Origin of the sequence: Anaerococcoides asporogena (assembly GCF_029590275.1) — a bacterium.
GTDB lineage: Bacteria > Bacillota > Clostridia > Clostridiales > Clostridiaceae > JG1575.
The window spans coordinates 2,970,436-2,986,867 of record NZ_CP120965.1 but is presented as its reverse complement, the minus strand read 5'-3'; the positions used below and the strand labels follow the sequence as shown (position 1 = coordinate 2,986,867).

The window sequence follows — 16,432 nt, the reverse complement described above, 5'->3', positions numbered from 1 at the left end:
TCAGCAATATTCTTCGAATGGAATGATCAACAGTCCTAATATATGCTTCTAAGATCAGGCCCGTATTAATTGAATTAAATCATCAATCATTCATTACTCTGACAAATCTTTTCGAGAAGGAGAAGGGAAAAATGACGATGTGTTATAGTGGCCGCCCAGCCTGGGCGGAGGTTGATCTGGGCATCCTGAAGGAGAACATTCGGGCAATCCAGGCGGCAGCTCAAGGGAAGCGCGTAATCAGTGTTGTTAAGGCGGATGCTTACGGTCATGGCATGATTCCGGTGGCTGCTGCGATTCGCTCCTGCGGAGTCAAAGATTTTGCCGTCGCCATTCTCAACGAGGCACTGGAGCTGCGTCAGCATGATCCGGATTCTTCCATTCTGGTACTGGGCTATACACCCGGTGAACTGGCCCGGGAAGCTGTTGCTCATGATATAACCATTACAGTCTATTCACTGGCTCAAGCCCGTCCGTTTTCTGAGGAGGCAGTTCGTCAGAATTGTCCGGTACGCCTGTCTGTTGCGCTGGATACCGGAATGTCACGGATTGGTTTTTCCATCACGGAGGAGTCGGGCCGCGAGATCGGGGAAATCACCCGTTTGCCGATGGTCATTGCGGAGGAGCTGTTTACCCACTTTTCAACGGCTGATGATGCCGACAAGACCTTCTCGGAGCTTCAGCTGGAGCGCTATCTGAGAATGAAGGGCTGGCTGGATCAGGCCGGCGTGAAGTTCAACCACTATCATATGGCGAATTCAGCGGCGATCATTGATCTGCCGCAGGCTCATTTTGACTCGGTACGTCCCGGGATTATCCAGTACGGCTATTATCCGTCGGATGAAGTGCAAAAGGAGCGGCTGCCGATACGGCCTGTCCTTTCCTTCTATGCCGCCCTGGCCATGGTCAAGCCGCTTCAGGCAGGAACCACCGTGGGCTACGGCAATACCTGGCAGGCCAAGCGTGATTCAGTCATCGGCACGATTCCGGTCGGCTATGCCGACGGCTACAACCGCCTGCTGTCCAATAAAGGCAAAGTTCTCTACCGGGGTCTGGAACTGCCCATTGTCGGCCGGGTCTGCATGGATCAGTTCATGGTGGATCTGACAGATGCGCCGGAGGCAAAAGAAGGGGACATGGTGACGCTGATCGGTCAGGACGGGGCTGTTTCCTTCTGGGCTGACGAAATGGGCCGGGATCTGGGAACCATTTCCTATGAGATTACCTGCAACATTGGCAAACGGGTGCCCAGGCACTACATCAACGAGTAAACCGGGAATCCGAACCGACTCACTCTGTTTGACCCCGGGAATTGAGCACTGACGAATCCTGCTCATTGAAATGGCCGGAAAAGATTGGTATAATACCGAAGGAAACAAAAGCGGCAAATAATCCTTTGCTAATCATACGGTGATTTCGCCTGTCGCTTATAGAAAATAAAAAAAGATCGCAGGCCTCCTTGACGGGAGGCTTTTTCAGCGATAATTTTGGGGAATTAATATTTACAGGAGGATTACCATGTTTACCAAGAACAATCTGCGCGACTACCTGATGATCTCTCTGGGGGTCATTCTGGTGGCAGTTTCACTGCATTTCTTCTACTTTCCATCCAACCTGGCAGCCGGCGGCATTTCGGGAATCGCTATTATCATGGGCAAGCTCTATCCGGTGATCAGCAAAGCCATCTATATTCTGGTTCTGAACGTTGTTTTCTTTGGCATCGGCTTTCTGTTTCTGGGTAAAGTCTTTGGAGCTAAAACCATTTATGCCTCCTTCTTCATGAACATCGTCCTGGCTGTGCTGCAAAGCTTAGTGGGATCGATCCACCTGACCAACGATATGTTCCTGAACACATTCTACGGCACGGCCTTAAGTTCCGTGGGAATGGCGATCGTCTTCAATTTCGGCGGATCCACCGGGGGAACTGACATTGTTGCCAAGATCATTTCCAAGTTTTTCCACTTTGATCTGGGCAAATCCCTCCTGATGGTGGATTTCATCATCACGGCGGGAGGCCTGCTCGTATTCGGCTGGGAAGTCGGACTCTTCTCCCTGCTCAGCGTCCTGATCAACGGGAATCTGATTGACCGGTTCATCGAGGGTACCCGGACTGCCAAGGAGATTATGATTATCAGCCAGAAGAGTGAAGCGATCCGGCAGTTCATTATCGAGAAACTGGACCGGAGCTGCACCATGCTGAAAGGCTACGGCGGATTCACCCGGGAAGACACGGAGGTCATCTATGTTGTCATGAACCGCCGCAACTACATCGATCTGAAAAACTTCATCAAAGAGGTGGATCCCAAAGCATTCCTGTCGGTCAACGAAGTCAGGGAAGTCCTGGGAGAAGGCTATCAGGATATTTCCATCCTGTAAGAATATCGGAGCAAAGGCTGACAAAACTGTCGGTCTTTTTTCTTTATGGGATCTTTATACTACTGTGTGAGAATTAAAACCTGTACAAAGACAGAGCCGTTCCAGCCTCCGGTGAGGCAGAACGAGACGCGTGGGACAAGGATGTTTGTCCCTTTCGGCAGGGCAACAGCCGGACGCCGAGGATCGGAGCCATTGGAATTTCCCGTGGTTTGATCCCTCTGGTACAATCCCTGCAAAGAAGGAGAAAAGGAATGATCGAATTCGTAAAAGTGACAAAGGATTACAAAAACGTCACTGCCCTGAATAACTTTTCGGTGAAAATCCATGACGGAGAGTTTGTTTTCCTGATCGGAGCCTCCGGCGCCGGCAAGTCAACCTTTATTCGGCTGCTGCTGCGGGAACTGACGGCGACCAGCGGGAAGGTTCTGGTGGACGGAGCGGATATAGCGGCATTAAAGGATGCCCAGATCCCGTATTACCGGCGCCGGATCGGCATGGTGTTTCAGGATTTTAAGTTGATTCCCACGATGAACGTATATGAAAATGTGGCATTTGCCATGCGCGTCACCAGCGCCAAAGCCTCTTTGATTAAATCGCGCGTTCCTGAGGTCCTGGCCATGGTCGGACTGACCGGGCGGGAAAAAGCATTTCCCAATGAACTCTCCGGCGGCGAACAGCAGCGTGTGTCCATTGCCCGGGCTCTGGTCAACCGGCCGGTCATGCTGATTGCGGATGAACCCACCGGGAATCTGGATCCGGATACCAGCTGGGACATCATGAAACTGCTGGTGCAGATCAATGAACAGGGCACCACAGTCATTATGGCTACCCACGGCAAGGAACTCGTGGATACGATGGAGAAGCGCGTCCTGGCGTTTGATCATGGCAGCCTGGTCCGGGACGAGTTGAGAGGAAGGTACTCAGTCGATGAATAATTTTTTTGGTTCTTTTGGCAAAGCATTTCACTCCCTGCGGCGAAACCTGTCCGTTACCCTGGCATCCATCGCTACGGTGGCAGCGACTATTTTGATTTTTGGGGTATTTCTGATGGTGGCCCTGTCGATCAATCACCTGGTGCGCAATGTGGAACAGCAGACCGTCGTGCGGGTATTTCTTCAGGACGCGGTGACTGCGGAACAGAAAACAGCTCTGGAGGGAATTTTGAACTCACAGACCGGCGTCGAAGAGGTAACCTATGAAGACAAGGTGACTGCCTTCAATAATGCCAAGGCTTCTCTCGATGCGGATTCGACACTGCTGGACGGATTTTCGGCAGATGCCAACAATCCCTATCCCAGTTCCTACATAGTTCGATTGGAAAAGCCGGAGCTGGCCGAGGGTCTGGTCAGCGCAGCCGCCGGACAGCCGGGGGTTGAGTCCGTCGCCAACGATTCCGATACGATCAATACTTTAATCGATTGGGCAAAGACAATTCGTCTGGTCGGGGTTATAATATTTGGTATACTCATTCTGATTTCTCTGTTCCTCATTGGCAACTCGATCAAGCTGGCTGTTTTTGGCCGCCGGCGGGAAATTGAGATCATGAAGTTTGTCGGAGCGACCAACTGGTTCATCCGCTGGCCTTTCATCATCGAGGGAATCCTGATCGGAATTCTGGGAGCCGCCATTGCCGTGGGACTCCTGTTCCTTGGCTACCGCTATGCCTTCACGCAGGCACAGCTCAGCCTGCCGTTTGTTACCCTGCCGGATCCGCAAGTGATTCTGCAGTGGCTCAGCTGGCAGTTTGCGCTGGCCGGTATGGTCATCGGAGCCCTGGGGTCCTTCCTGTCGATACGGAAACATCTGAATGTGTAATACGAACAAAGAAGGTGTTACCATTGGATCAAACTCCAAACCAGAATAACTTCGGGGATCGGCAGCAAAGCAATACATTGCTGCTCCTGCTCATCGGTCTGGTGGTTCTGAGCTTAGGCTTCGCCGCCGGCTGGCTGTTCGGCGGCTCCGAAAAGAACGGAACTTCGCCAACCATTACACTGCCGGTCACCGCACCATCCGCCGGTTCTTCCACTGCACCGTCTGATACCAGCGCGGCGATACCCGCTGACTGGCGCAAGCTGGACATGATCAGGGACCAGATCTACCAGATCTATGACGGCCCCATCGATGAAGCAAAAATGGTGGAAGGCGCCATCAAGGGCATGGTCAACTCCCTGGGCGATCCCTACAGTCAGTTCTACAACGCGGAAGAATACAGCCGGCTCAACTCGGACAGCACCGGAAAGTTTGTCGGAGTAGGGATTCAGATCAACGTGCAGAACGATGAAATTGTCGTCGTTGCGCCCATTGACGGCAGTCCGGCCAAAGAGGCCGGCATTCAGTCCGGCGATGTCATCATCCGGATTGATGGCAAGGTATATACGGGGAAAGACCTCGACGCGGCCGTAAACTACATGAGAGGGGAAGCCGGACAGCCTGTCACGCTGACCGTTCGCCGGGGTGAGGAAGAACTGGACTTTCCCATCGTCCGACGGGAGATCACCACCAAAAGCGTCCGCTATGAGATGCTGGCCTCTGACATGGGCTTCATCACCGTTTCTCAGTTTACTAAGGATGTGGACAAGGATTTCGCAGAGGCGCTGAGTGAGCTGAAGAAGCAGGGAGCCAAGGGCTACATCCTCGACCTGCGCGGAAATCCCGGCGGTTATCTGAATGAATCGATTCTTATGGCTTCGAATTTCATTGAAAAGGGCAAAGTCGTAGTCTCAACCATCGACAAGCACAAAAACCGTCAGGAAGACAAGTCGGTGGGCGGAAAATACATCGGCACGCCGTTGGTCGTTCTGATCGACATGGGCTCCGCCTCGGCTTCGGAAGTCGTGTCCGGGGCACTGAAAGATTATGAGGCAGCCACACTGGTCGGTGAAAAATCCTATGGCAAAGGCATTGTCCAGACCATTATGGATCTGCCCAATGGGGAAGGTCTCAAGCTGACGGTGGCGGCGTACTACTCTCCGAAAGGAACCAATATACATCAGATTGGCATCAAGCCCGACATAACGGTTGCCATGCCAGAGGATCTGACCGCACAGAACTATACCAAGGAAAAGGATACCCAGCTCCAGAAGGCGATTGAAGTCCTCCGGGAGAAGCTGGATAAATAACAACCCGACAGAACGAGCCCTCATCACCTGATGAGGGCTCGGCTCTCGCCATCCCGCGACATGACCGGATCATGACCGGATCATGAAATGAATCCAGGAAGGAGTTACCATGCTAGAAATCCTCACACAACATCGCCAGCTGATCCTGGGGGCCCTGACGGTCTCTAATCTTCTGAGCTTCGGACTGTTTGTCTCGGACAAGCGCCGGGCTGTTAATCGACGACGTCGCATCCCGGAGAACACATTGCTCCTGACCGGAGCGGTCGGAGGCCTGGGCGCCTGTCTGGCGATGAATCTCTTCCGGCACAAAACCAGACATCCCCGATTTCAGATCCTGATGGGGTTGGCCGGTGCAGCCAGCCTGGGGCTGATCATCCTTCTGACGGTGCAGTATCTGCAGTAAGTCAGGCCGATTCAACCGGTGCCCCTGAGGGTTCCTGGGGGATCGTCGTTTCTTCCGTTCTTTTGCGTCATCCAGTTTGTCCCATTATCGTATCTGACGAATTTTTCGCATCGATGCAAATTCTGGTGCCTTCCGCGAAGCGAAAGTAAAAAAAGGATTCAGACTCTGTTGTTTTTCAGAGGCTGAATCCTTTTTCATGGTTCTGAATATCAATCAATCCTTGCGGATTCTGATGATCAGATCGGGTTAGGGGAATTTGACATCGCTGAGGGCATCCTTAGCTTCTTCCTTGATGTCTTCCGCCTTATCTTTTACTTCTTCGACCACATCGGAGGCGGCATCCTTGACTTCATCCTTCAGATCCTCGGCAGCTTCAAAGGCTTCTCCGGTATAGTCACCGGTATTCTTCTCAAATTCATTAAGAACCTGATTTGCCTGATCCTTGGTGTCCTGGACAACCTTGCCCACTTCGCTCTTGACGTTTTCCCACTGGTTTTTCATGTCGGTGACCAGTTCGGGATTCTTCTGTACTTCCTTGTTGATCAGATAGGCTGCTCCACCCAATGCGGCCAGGACAAGCAGTCGGCCTTTTCTAAGTTTCATCTGTATCCTCCTTGAAAATTAATGGCAGTTCAATGCTACTGACTTTATTTTATGTCATGCCCTTGTACGGCATGTGAATATTTTATTGCGGATTTATGATTTTATCCGGTGTTCCGGGAGCTTCTGACGGCGGACTTCTCCTAGGCACTGGGTGTGGTCATTCAGCTTCAACGGGGATGTCCCGGCATCGAATCAGTCGGACCAGTTGCGGACGGGCTCAATCAGACAGACGGCCTCTGCGCTGATGCCTTTCATCTCACCGGTGAAGCCAAGACCTTCTTCCGTTGTAGCTTTCACGCTGACACAGTTCAGCGGAAGCGCCAGTGCCTGCGCGATCTTTTCGCGCATGGCGTCAATGTGCGGGCGGAGTTTCGGACGCTGCGCCCGGACGGTGGAGTCCAGGTTAGCTACCTGATAGCCGGATTCCTTCAACAGCAATCCGACACGGCGGAGCAGCTCCAGAGAATCTGCTCCGGCATAGGCGGGGTCGGTATCTGGGAAATGGCTGCCGATATCCCCCAGGGCAGCGGCGCCCAGCAGGGCATCTGCGATGGCGTGCAGAAGCACATCGGCATCGGAGTGGCCGGCCAGACCCAGTTCAAAGGGGATGTTGACTCCGCCGATGATCAGGGGGCGATCCGACACTAAGCGATGTACGTCATAACCTGTTCCGATTCTCATGGTATTCGATCTCTCCTTTTGGCTTTTCGGTCCAAGGCATCAATCCTGTGTTCTATAACTCAGAGACGGGTACCGGACATTTATACTACAGAATATGCATAGATATGCATTTAGAGTTTTTCTTGTTTGTTTTAGTTCTAAATAAAACGTCTTTTTACTACAGATTACCATTAAAATCAAGGCGGAAATCTATGAAATATCTGCTAATAAATTTACGGGAATTTTACTTCTGCACAAAATAACAGGGACTTATCCACAGAGATCTGTGCAAAATGTGCATAACTGAACAGTTGTTTTCATTTTTAGTTATTTCACAAGTTGCAACATGATTCGTTTATTCCATAGTATCTTCCGCCGTGAAATGCTTGATGGAATTTTGCAGCAGGTTATCCAATTCCTTCATTTCCAGTGGTGACAGATGGCGAATGGCTCCCTCCCGCAAATCGCCCAGTTTGATGTTCATGATCCGGATGCGCCGCAGGCTGACGACCTTGTAACCGAAATACTCGCACATGCGCCGGATCTGGCGGTTGAGGCCCTGGGTCAGAATGATGCGAAACTGGCGGGTAGACAGCTGTTCGACGGTGCAGGGCTTGGTTACGGTATCCAGAATTGGCACTCCGCCGGCCATGCCATTGAGGAAATCCGTTGTAATGAGCTGATTGACGGTGACGATGTATTCTTTTTCGTGGTTGTTGACGCTGCGTAGAATCCGGTTGACAATGTCCCCGTCATCGGTAAACAGCAGAAGCCCCTGGGAATCTTTGTCCAGCCGGCCGATGGGGAAGATTCGTTCCGGGTAGCTGATGTAGGAAATGACATTGTCCTTGACGGACTCGTCGGTCGTCGTCTCCAGGCCGCGGGGTTTGTTGAACGCCAGATAGACGTGTTTCTCCTTCTTTTTCAAAGGCTGTCCGTCCACTGTTACCAGATCCCCCTCACGGACTTTCGATCCTTTCTCCGCCGCGACGCCGTTGATGGCCACGCGGCCGGCTTCAATCAGGCGATCGGCTTCGCGCCGGGAGGTGAAACCGGATTCTGAGATGAATTTATTGATTCGGGTTGTTTTTTCTTCCATGGGTACCTCGATTGTGGTTCATTGATAACAACATTATACATGATAGTATCCTTTGACAGGAAAAAGAAACAGGAAACAGGAATTGAACGCCGCCGGTGGATGGAGAGGAAATCGTTGCGCCTGTTATGAATAAGATTTAAACGTTATGTAAAGGTGCGTCTCTTTCTTTTACAAAGGGCCCTGGGACAGAGTAAAATGGAGATAGGGTACAGCGGCTTTCACGGGAGCCCCGCAGGGGAGGTCTTTCAACGATCCGTCCTCCTGCAGACCGGACCTGAAGCAGAATATAAATTAGAATTTCAATGAAATGAGTATAGAAACTTTGGAGGAACAATATGGAAGATAAGAAAATTGTGATTTACACGTCAACAACCTGTCCCTACTGCGATATGGCAAAGGATTATTTCAAGACGAAGGGAATTCCCTACGAAGAGAAAAGCACAGCAGAACCGGAGAATCGGAAAAAGCTGGTTTCCATGGGAATTCGTGGTGTTCCGGCCATCTTTGTCGGAGAGAATTATTTTGTAGGATTTGATCCGGTGGAAATCGAAAAAATGATGGCACAGCCTGGAGAAACGGTGGAAACCATTGTCGAGCAGGAAATTGTGCCGGAAGAAGTTGCCCCGGTGGCAGCTGTGGAAGAGGAAATTCAGATCCCTGCAGAGGATCACTCGGTAGAAAATGTACAGCCGGAAGGCATCAAGGGGGAAATTAATATGACGAAGTATATCTGTCAGGTGTGCGGGTATGTTTATGACCCGGCGGTCGGGGATGAGGACAACGGCATTGCGCCGGGAACATCCTTTGAGGATCTTCCGGAAGATTGGGTCTGCCCGCTGTGCGGCGTTGGCAAGGATCAATTCGAAGCGGAATAGCAGCCGGGCCGCAGCAGCCGAGCTCATTAACGGAATAGAAAACGGAAGGCAGTGGACGTTTGGTTCACTGCCTTCCGTTATGGGTCAGGAGTAAGGATGAATCCGTTTCCGTTTCCCTGGTTTACTTTTAAGCGGAGCTGATGTTCTTTCAGTTCAAGTTCCAGATCGTCGCCCTTGAAGTCATTTTCGTTGAAGGTCCCCTCCACGACGATGAGGGTGAGATCACTGTTTTTTTCAATGACTTCCTTGGCAATTGAGGCATCCAGAAAGCGGGCTAACGAGGAATTCACCTTGCGGTCGGAGTGGATCAGATCAGAAACGACACTGCGGCCGTTGGGATTGAGTCCCTGGATGTCCACGAGCCGACCGAACCGGTTAAAGGAAAAGCTGGCCTCTACCCCTCCCATGAGAGTGAAACTGCGAACTGGCTGATAAAAAGTGTAGGCAAAGCCCAGAAAGATCAGCAGCAGGCCAAGTGCCGCGGAAGCGATCAGCAGGGCGCGGCGGGGTTTGAGAATGGGTTGGGAGCCAGTTACAAAATCCCCCTGGACGGTTCCCTTGCGGGAAGGTTCGAGATAACGGAATTCGCCATAGGGGGTAAGGACCACAGAGGTAATGCCGTAGTCTTTCAGCTTGATGCCAAGATTATTGGCCAGGGGCGCGCCGGTACCATCCAGTTTCGTGCCGATGGAGAGCTGGCGGGAAAGGAAAGAGTGCTGTTCGGTTCCGAACAGGAGCATATATGCCACGATATAGTCATGGTGCTGTCGGATAAAGTCGGCCGGATAGCCGGTCAGTTCAGCGGTTTCAGCAACGGGAAGGTGTCTGGCACTGACAAGGGCTCTCGCGGTAGGAGCATGATTGATCAGCTCCAGTGCGATATTCAATAATTTGTTGCGATCGGAAAACGCCGTCTCCTGATCGCAAAGTGTTCGCAGCGAAATCCTGAATTCTGACAGCTCAGACAGGAAGCTCCGGATATCCTTACGCAGACGGCCGCGGTCTCCCTCGGTCTGTTCAGCCGCTTTGATCCTCTCGGTGAAGACGTAGCGGATGTTCTGCTGTTTATTCATTTTTAATCACCATAATCATTATACGGGGAATCCCTGGCAAATACACCACAAATTCGAAGAAAGCGTTCATAGGAACGGATCTTGCGATGAAATCCTCAATCAGACTGACGAGGAATGGCAGCCGGCGGAGAGGGGCGCGTCTTCGGCTGTTCTCGTGTTGAGGCGGGAGCGGAGGCCGGATTCGGGCGTAGTATGTGAGCCGTCGTTGGGGAAGTGACAACCTCAGGGAATAAAATAAGTTTACAGCAATGGTGATGTGTATTATAATCTCCCTGAGTAGTTATTACAGAAAGGTTACAGCCATGAAAAACCGGAATGCGCTTTATCGAATGTCAGCTCTGGCGTTGGCTCTGATTCTATTTATGATCGGGGTCTTTTTGTGGTTTCATTTTAGAACTCCGGCTTCTTCATCGGCTCGTATGGTTGATCAGAAGTTGGCAGGTCAGGTAGAACAAAAGTGGGAATTTTATACCGTTGCTTCTGCCGCCGAGCTGAAAGGTGGCGTGATGATTTACCCGGATGATCACGAGGATCCGCTGGAGTACGAGTCACTGGCTCAAACTCTGGCCCGGCATGGATTCGAGGTTCGCGTAGCCAAGTATCCCATGGGACTGGCCAGGCTGTCCCGGTCGGACCGAAAAGATTTCTTTGACAGTTCCAGCCAGACAGGCTGGGTAGCGATCGGACTGGGCAGCGGAGCGGAAAAAGCCTGCATCGCAGCGGATCGTTCGGAACGGGTGGCGGGACTGATCCTCATCGGCGGCTGCTCCAGTCAGGCAAATCTCAATGACAATGATGTCAAGATCGTTTTATATCAGCTGGCTGATAGACAGTCCAGCGAAAATACCATAGAGGAAATCAAAGGGAAACTCCCAACCGATACTGTCTATCTGACTGCCCCGAACCGGGAGAGCGTCCTTGCCGAGCTGACCACCGGAGAAGACTCCCTTCTGGCTGACTCAGACTTTGATCTTGCCGAACAGATCCGCCATATGCTGGTTTCAAAAATAACCAGCTCGAAGAATCGGGATTAGGAATAAAGGATTCATTATCAGATATCATTCTTTCGGCGTACTGCCGTTTGTGTTTCCCTTCATTTTCTTCAGTTAAAGAATAGTCCTGAACGGGCAAACGGGGAGGCATCAATCATCAAAACAGGCAGGAAAGCCTGTTTTTTGTTGGCTTATCATAAAGAAAATGTAAAAAGTTAGGTTTTTTAGCAAAGTTTTCGAAAAAAACGGCTCAATCATAAATTCTGTGGGATGGTGGATTCCTTACGTACGTTTTACGACTCATATCGAATAACTTGAGGAAGAAGTATTCATCATCTGGATAGCCATACCCTTGTCGACGTAATGTCTTAATCTTGTTGTTGATCCCCTCGATTTGACCATTCGAAATACGGTAGGTCGCATAAGCTATAATCCCTTCAAAATGTCTGTCCATCAGGCGCCCAAACCACTGCAGGTGCTTATTCTCCGAGGCATAGCATACTTCCATGACCTCCGTGATCAGACTAGCCATTTCCGGCTCACTGGCGGCCTTGTACGCCTCCGAGAGCATCTCTTTGACGAGGTCAACTGTGAACAGAAGCTGGTTCTCCTGGATGAGCTGGTCGTACTTCTCCTCACTGCCAGGACGACGCGTGATCTCTGCCCTTTGGAAGAGCGTACCGCCCTTGGACAAGGGTTTGCCCTCCGCGGCCTCCCGGTCTTTGCGCTGCAGCGTCTTCCGAGAAGACATCAGGATATAGCGGGTCCTCTTGAGGGACTCAGCAGCTTTGTACTCACCCACCGCCTGAAGACGCCTCTGTTCGTCTTTGCGCACTTCAGCGACCACTTTGTCATTGAAATTCTTGATGATGTGGAAATGGTCGAAGACCGGCTGGATGTGGGGGCACTTTTCCTCAAAGGCTTCTTGGAAGTCTGAGTTCATGTCCGAGGCGACTGCTTCAACACCGTCCATCCACTCGAGACCGACGTGCTCAATGAAGTCATAGACGACCTGCTTGCGCTTGCCATGGGCGATCCAGAGGATATGGCCAGTCTCTATGTCGATGATGTGGGTGGCGTACTGGTGGCCTCGGTGAAGCTTGAATTCGTCGATACTGAGGTACTTTGCCTGCCTCTGGGGCTTGGTGAGCTTGCCGTCCAGGGTGTACATTTCCTCCAGGCGTTTCAAGTCGATCGCTTTGACTGTGTTCTTGCCAAGACCAGTAATCTCAGCGACTTGCTTGAGGTTGTAGGTTCCGATGGCGAGAAGGTCCCTGGTGTATTGCAAAAGTGGTTGCGAGATCCGATGACCTTGTGCCTGAAAGGGCACCTGTTGGACCTTGGTGATCCCGCAGGTTGGGCACAGTAACTGATTCTTGCCGAACTCCAGGGACGTATAAGTGTGCCCGAAGTTCAGGTGCCAGAGACTGCATGAGGACGTATTGTTAATGTGCATGAAGCCCCCGCAGTTGGGGCAGGCGCGATCGGTGTCATCTAGCTTGAGGACTCCATGAAACTGAATCACACTTTTACCGGAAACGGCAGTATGCTGTGAACTATGCGTATTAGTAAACCCAATAAGAGACGAAGGGATGTGCAGATAATTTTGGGAATCAGTGATTGTATTAGCTTGTTCATCCTGTGTATAATTCATTCAGAGCCTCCGCTGTGTTTGGATTTGTACATCCGTCCAGATGCATTTCCATCATAGCGCGGGGCTCGTTCTATTATCAAATGTTATGCCGGTTTGGGGAATGGATCTAGTCGGTCAATCCCACAGAATTTGTGATTGACCCAAAAAAACTATTAATCATTTACGCCAGCTATGTTAATATATTTACAAGAATGTTAAAAACATAAATAAGAAAGAGTATGAGGATAAAATATGGACAAGAAAAAAAGAATCTCAATGGCCGTTATCAAACGCATGCCAAGATATTACCGCCATCTCGCTGAACTGCTCCGTAATGACGTAGATCGCATTTCTTCCAAGGAACTCAGCGAGAAAATAGGCTTCACCGCATCTCAGATCCGCCAGGACTTCAACAACTTCGGCGGATTTGGCCAGCAGGGTTATGGTTATAATGTCCGGGAGCTCTTCACCGAAACAGGCAAGATCCTGGGACTGGACAAAAGCTACAAAACCGTCATCGTCGGCGCCGGCAATATTGGACAGGCCATCGCCAACTATACCCGATTCGATAAGTTCGGATTTGATTTAAAAGCCATTTTCGATGCCAATCCCAAACTGATCGGTTTACAGATCAGGGATGTGGAGATTCTCGACATCGACCTCATGGACGAATTCCTGACCAAAAACCAGATTGATATTGGGATCATCTGTGTTCCCACTTCTGTCGCGCAAAAAGCGGTAGATACACTGGTCAGGGGCGGAGTCAAAGGGGTCTGGAATTTCGCGCCGATTGACATTCAGGTTCCCAAAGAAATCGCATTGGAGTCAGTCCATCTGTCGGACTCCTTGCTGACCCTGGTATATCTGATGAATGACAAGGTCAAGGAACGGGAAAAGAAGGAAAAGAAATCAAAATAAACTGCCGACTCCCGGATTTCGGTGATTGTCTGGTGGGATGATTTAAACGGCCGGTTCCCTGCGGATGGAACCCGGCCGTTTTTTGGACTGCAGCAGAATTTCGGTTGAGATTCCTCAAAAGTCGGTTATTTATAAAAAAGCCAGATTTGCATTATGGGAAAGTTTAGTACCTGAATTTTTAAAAAAGAGAAAAAATGGGAACTAAATCTCATTTTTTCTACTAATCTATAAAATAACAATGAAAACTTTTAAAAAGGGACTATGATAAATCTTGTCAATCGGTATAATTAAGAATAGTGAATTAAAAAACTTCGAATAATTTGTTAAAATATTATACAGAGGTGATTAAGGGATGTACAAAATATTAAGTAAAAAAGTCCTGGCCGATGGTATCTATTGGATGGATATCGAAGCCAAGCGTGCAGCGAAGGCTGCCAAGCCCGGCCAGTTTCTGATTGTCAGACTCGATGAAAAAGGGGAAAGAATCCCACTGACCGTCTGCGACATTGACAAGGAAAGGGGATCCATTGCCATTGTTTACCAGGTACTGGGTGACTCCACCAAGCGCATGGCCGCCATGGAAGAAGGGGATTATTTCCACGACGTAGTCTGCCCGCTGGGAAGACCCTCAGAATTAGTAGATATGAGCGATGAAGAGCTGTCCAAGCTCAATATCCTCTTTATTGCCGGCGGTGTTGGCACCGCTCCGGTTTATCCTCAGGTTAAGTACCTGAAGGACCGCGGATTCCCTGCTGATGTTATCATCGGTACCAAAACCCACAACACACTGATTATGGAAGAAGAAATGAAAGCCGTTGCCAAGGAATTGTTTGTCTGCACAGATGATGGTTCCTATGGATTCAATGGTATGGTTACTGCCATGTTCAATGAGCTCGTGGACAACCGCGGCAAGAAATATGACATGGTCATTGCCATTGGGCCGATGATCATGATGAAGTTCGCTGCCAGAGAAACCCTCAAGCGCGGAATTCATACCATTGTTTCCCTCAACCCCATCATGGTCGATGGAACGGGCATGTGCGGCGCCTGCCGTGTCACTGTTGGCGATAAAGTAAAATTCGCCTGCGTGGATGGTCCTGAATTCGACGCCGCTCTGATCAACTTTGATGAAGCGATGAGACGGCAGAGCATGTACAAGACCCAGGAAGGTCAGAAGACGCTCAGACATGAGGAAGGAGCCAGCCACAAGAGCAGCGGCTGCGCGGAAGGAGAGACAAAGTAATGCTGAAAAAAGAAAGAGTACCCGTAAGAGAACAGGCTCCGGAGATTCGTGCGACGAATTTTGAAGAAGTTTGCTATGGCTACAACATGGAAGAAGCCATGTCCGAAGCAGAACGCTGCCTGAACTGCAAGGTTCCGCGCTGCGTGGGCGCCTGCCCGGTTGCCATCAATATCCCTGCCTTCATTCAGGAAGTCAAGAAGGGCAACATTGAAGAAGCCGGACGGATTATCTCCCAGGATTCCGCTCTGCCCGCAGTGTGCGGACGCGTCTGTCCCCAGGAAACCCAGTGTGAGGGTTCCTGTATTGTCGGTATTCGCAGCATCCCGGTCGCGATCGGAAAGCTCGAGCGGTTTGTGGCTGACACCAACCGGAAAAACGGCGTAACCTTTGATGAAAAGGAACCAAGCAACGGAATCAAGGTCGGAGTCATCGGATCAGGCCCTGCCGGTCTGACCGCTGCCGGAGACCTGGCCAAAAAAGGCTATGATGTTACCATTTTCGAAGCCCTGCATGAACCGGGCGGAGTCTTGGTATACGGTATCCCTGAATTCAGACTGCCCAAGGAAGAAGTTGTCGCATCCGAAGTGGAAGGCGTCAGACGTCTTGGCGTGAAGATCGAAACCAACGTAATCATCGGCCGGACTGTTTCCATCGACGAACTGATGGAAGAAGAAGGCTTCAAGGCATTCTTCATCGGTTCAGGCGCCGGTCTCCCCAAATTCATGGGCATCCCCGGTGAAAACGCCAATGGCGTGGCATCCGCCAATGAATTCCTGACCCGGAGCAACCTGATGCGTGCCTACGATAAGGATTCTGATACTCCAATCATGATCGGCAAGCGCTGTGTCACTGTTGGTGGCGGAAACGTCGCCATGGACTCTGCCAGAACCGCTCTTCGCCTTGGCTCAGAGTCTGTTATAGTCTACCGCCGGTCCAAGGAAGAACTCCCTGCCCGTGCGGAAGAAGTCCATCACGCCATCGAGGAAGGCGTTCAGTTTGAACTCCTGACCAATCCGGTGGAAATCCTCGTCGACGAGAAGGGCTGGGTCAAGGGCCTGCGCTGCGTTCGGATGGAACTGGGCGAACCGGATGCTTCCGGCAGAAGACGTCCCGTAGAAGTTCCCAACAGTGAGTTTGACATCGAGTGTGATACGGTCATTATGGCCTTGGGTACTTCACCCAATCCGCTGATTTCAACCACCACAAAGGGACTGGAAATCAACAAGCATCAGTGCCTCATCACCAATGAAGAGACCGGAGAAACCACCAGACCCGGAATCTTTGCCGGCGGCGATGCCGTTACCGGTGCAGCTACCGTTATTCTGGCCATGGGTGCAGGTAAGAATGCTGCCGCCGGAATGGACAAGTACCTGAAGGAAACCTATCTCAACAAATAAATCAGAAGGGTCAGACCTTCCTCTAAATTCTTTCTCCGGAT

Annotated in this window: 16 protein-coding genes and 1 pseudogene; 12 read left to right on the top strand and 5 right to left on the bottom strand. The window is 50.8% G+C overall.

Features of this window, described 5'->3' with window-relative positions:
- The first annotated feature begins 131 nt into the window (after positions 1-131).
- From alr to P6M73_RS13690, 6 genes are all read left to right on the top strand, one after another.
- Entirely contained in the window at positions 132-1,268 is a 1,137-nt protein-coding gene (alr, locus tag P6M73_RS13715; RefSeq protein WP_277853594.1) for an alanine racemase, read from the top strand.
- Positions 1,269-1,515: 247 nt separating this feature from the next.
- Positions 1,516-2,373 (top strand): YitT family protein, encoded by an 858-nt coding sequence (locus tag P6M73_RS13710; protein ID WP_277853593.1) that lies wholly within the window; start codon positions 1,516-1,518, stop codon positions 2,371-2,373.
- A gap of 251 nt (positions 2,374-2,624) precedes the next feature.
- The gene (gene ftsE / locus P6M73_RS13705) at positions 2,625-3,308 is read left to right on the top strand and encodes a cell division ATP-binding protein FtsE (protein ID WP_277853592.1); all 684 of its coding nucleotides are present in this window, start codon (positions 2,625-2,627) and stop codon (positions 3,306-3,308) included.
- Entirely contained in the window at positions 3,301-4,188 is an 888-nt protein-coding gene (gene ftsX / locus P6M73_RS13700) for a permease-like cell division protein FtsX (RefSeq protein ID WP_277853591.1), read from the top strand. The genes ftsE and ftsX overlap by 8 nt, the downstream gene beginning before the upstream one ends.
- A 23-nt stretch (positions 4,189-4,211) precedes the next feature.
- A complete protein-coding gene (locus P6M73_RS13695) occupies positions 4,212-5,495 on the top strand; it encodes a S41 family peptidase (protein ID WP_277853590.1) in 1,284 nt (427 codons plus the stop codon).
- Positions 5,496-5,604: 109 nt separating this feature from the next.
- Positions 5,605-5,898, top strand: coding sequence for a DUF1294 domain-containing protein (locus P6M73_RS13690; protein WP_277853589.1), 294 nt, complete (start codon positions 5,605-5,607; stop codon positions 5,896-5,898).
- Between the two features lie 246 nt (positions 5,899-6,144).
- On the opposite strand, the gene P6M73_RS13685 is transcribed toward P6M73_RS13690, so the two are convergent.
- The 3 genes from P6M73_RS13685 to P6M73_RS13675 all read right to left on the bottom strand — a co-directional run bounded on the left by P6M73_RS13685 (position 6,145) and on the right by P6M73_RS13675 (position 8,260).
- Positions 6,145-6,501 (bottom strand): hypothetical protein, encoded by a 357-nt coding sequence (locus P6M73_RS13685; protein WP_277853588.1) that lies wholly within the window; start codon positions 6,499-6,501, stop codon positions 6,145-6,147.
- A 192-nt stretch (positions 6,502-6,693) separates the two neighbouring features.
- On the bottom strand, positions 6,694-7,182 hold the full coding sequence (gene ispF / locus P6M73_RS13680) for a 2-C-methyl-D-erythritol 2,4-cyclodiphosphate synthase (RefSeq protein ID WP_277853587.1): 489 nt from the start codon (positions 7,180-7,182) through the stop codon (positions 6,694-6,696).
- A gap of 334 nt (positions 7,183-7,516) precedes the next feature.
- A complete protein-coding gene (locus P6M73_RS13675; protein ID WP_277853586.1) occupies positions 7,517-8,260 on the bottom strand; it encodes a pseudouridine synthase in 744 nt (247 codons plus the stop codon).
- A 335-nt stretch (positions 8,261-8,595) separates the two neighbouring features.
- On the opposite strand from P6M73_RS13675, the pseudogene P6M73_RS13670 reads away from it, so the two are divergent.
- A pseudogene (locus tag P6M73_RS13670) lies at positions 8,596-8,769 on the top strand (glutaredoxin family protein); the annotation flags it as partial.
- Positions 8,770-8,976: 207 nt separating this feature from the next.
- Positions 8,977-9,135, top strand: coding sequence for a rubredoxin (gene rd, locus P6M73_RS13665; RefSeq protein ID WP_277855782.1), 159 nt, complete (start codon positions 8,977-8,979; stop codon positions 9,133-9,135).
- Positions 9,136-9,212: 77 nt separating this feature from the next.
- On the opposite strand, the gene P6M73_RS13660 is transcribed toward rd, so the two are convergent.
- A complete protein-coding gene (locus tag P6M73_RS13660; protein ID WP_277853585.1) occupies positions 9,213-10,208 on the bottom strand; it encodes a hypothetical protein in 996 nt (331 codons plus the stop codon).
- A gap of 302 nt (positions 10,209-10,510) precedes the next feature.
- Between P6M73_RS13660 and P6M73_RS13655 the strand changes: the two genes are divergently transcribed.
- Complete coding sequence (locus tag P6M73_RS13655) at positions 10,511-11,242, top strand: alpha/beta hydrolase (protein WP_277853584.1); 732 nt, start codon at positions 10,511-10,513, stop codon at positions 11,240-11,242.
- Between the two features lie 208 nt (positions 11,243-11,450).
- On the opposite strand, the gene P6M73_RS13650 is transcribed toward P6M73_RS13655, so the two are convergent.
- The gene (locus tag P6M73_RS13650; protein WP_277853583.1) at positions 11,451-12,854 is read right to left on the bottom strand and encodes an ISL3 family transposase; all 1,404 of its coding nucleotides are present in this window, start codon (positions 12,852-12,854) and stop codon (positions 11,451-11,453) included.
- Between the two features lie 231 nt (positions 12,855-13,085).
- Here P6M73_RS13650 and P6M73_RS13645 point away from each other — a divergent pair, with 231 nt between their 5' ends.
- The 3 genes from P6M73_RS13645 (at position 13,086) to gltA (ending at position 16,391) form a co-directional block, all read left to right on the top strand.
- Positions 13,086-13,751 carry a redox-sensing transcriptional repressor Rex gene (locus P6M73_RS13645; protein ID WP_277853582.1) on the top strand — a complete coding sequence of 222 codons (666 nt, stop codon included), beginning with the start codon at positions 13,086-13,088 and terminating at the stop codon, positions 13,749-13,751.
- A gap of 352 nt (positions 13,752-14,103) precedes the next feature.
- On the top strand, positions 14,104-14,994 hold the full coding sequence (locus tag P6M73_RS13640) for a sulfide/dihydroorotate dehydrogenase-like FAD/NAD-binding protein (protein WP_277853581.1): 891 nt from the start codon (positions 14,104-14,106) through the stop codon (positions 14,992-14,994).
- Positions 14,994-16,391 carry an NADPH-dependent glutamate synthase gene (gene gltA / locus P6M73_RS13635; RefSeq protein WP_277853580.1) on the top strand — a complete coding sequence of 466 codons (1,398 nt, stop codon included), beginning with the start codon at positions 14,994-14,996 and terminating at the stop codon, positions 16,389-16,391. The genes P6M73_RS13640 and gltA overlap by 1 nt, the downstream gene beginning before the upstream one ends.
- Positions 16,392-16,432: the final 41 nt, after the last annotated feature.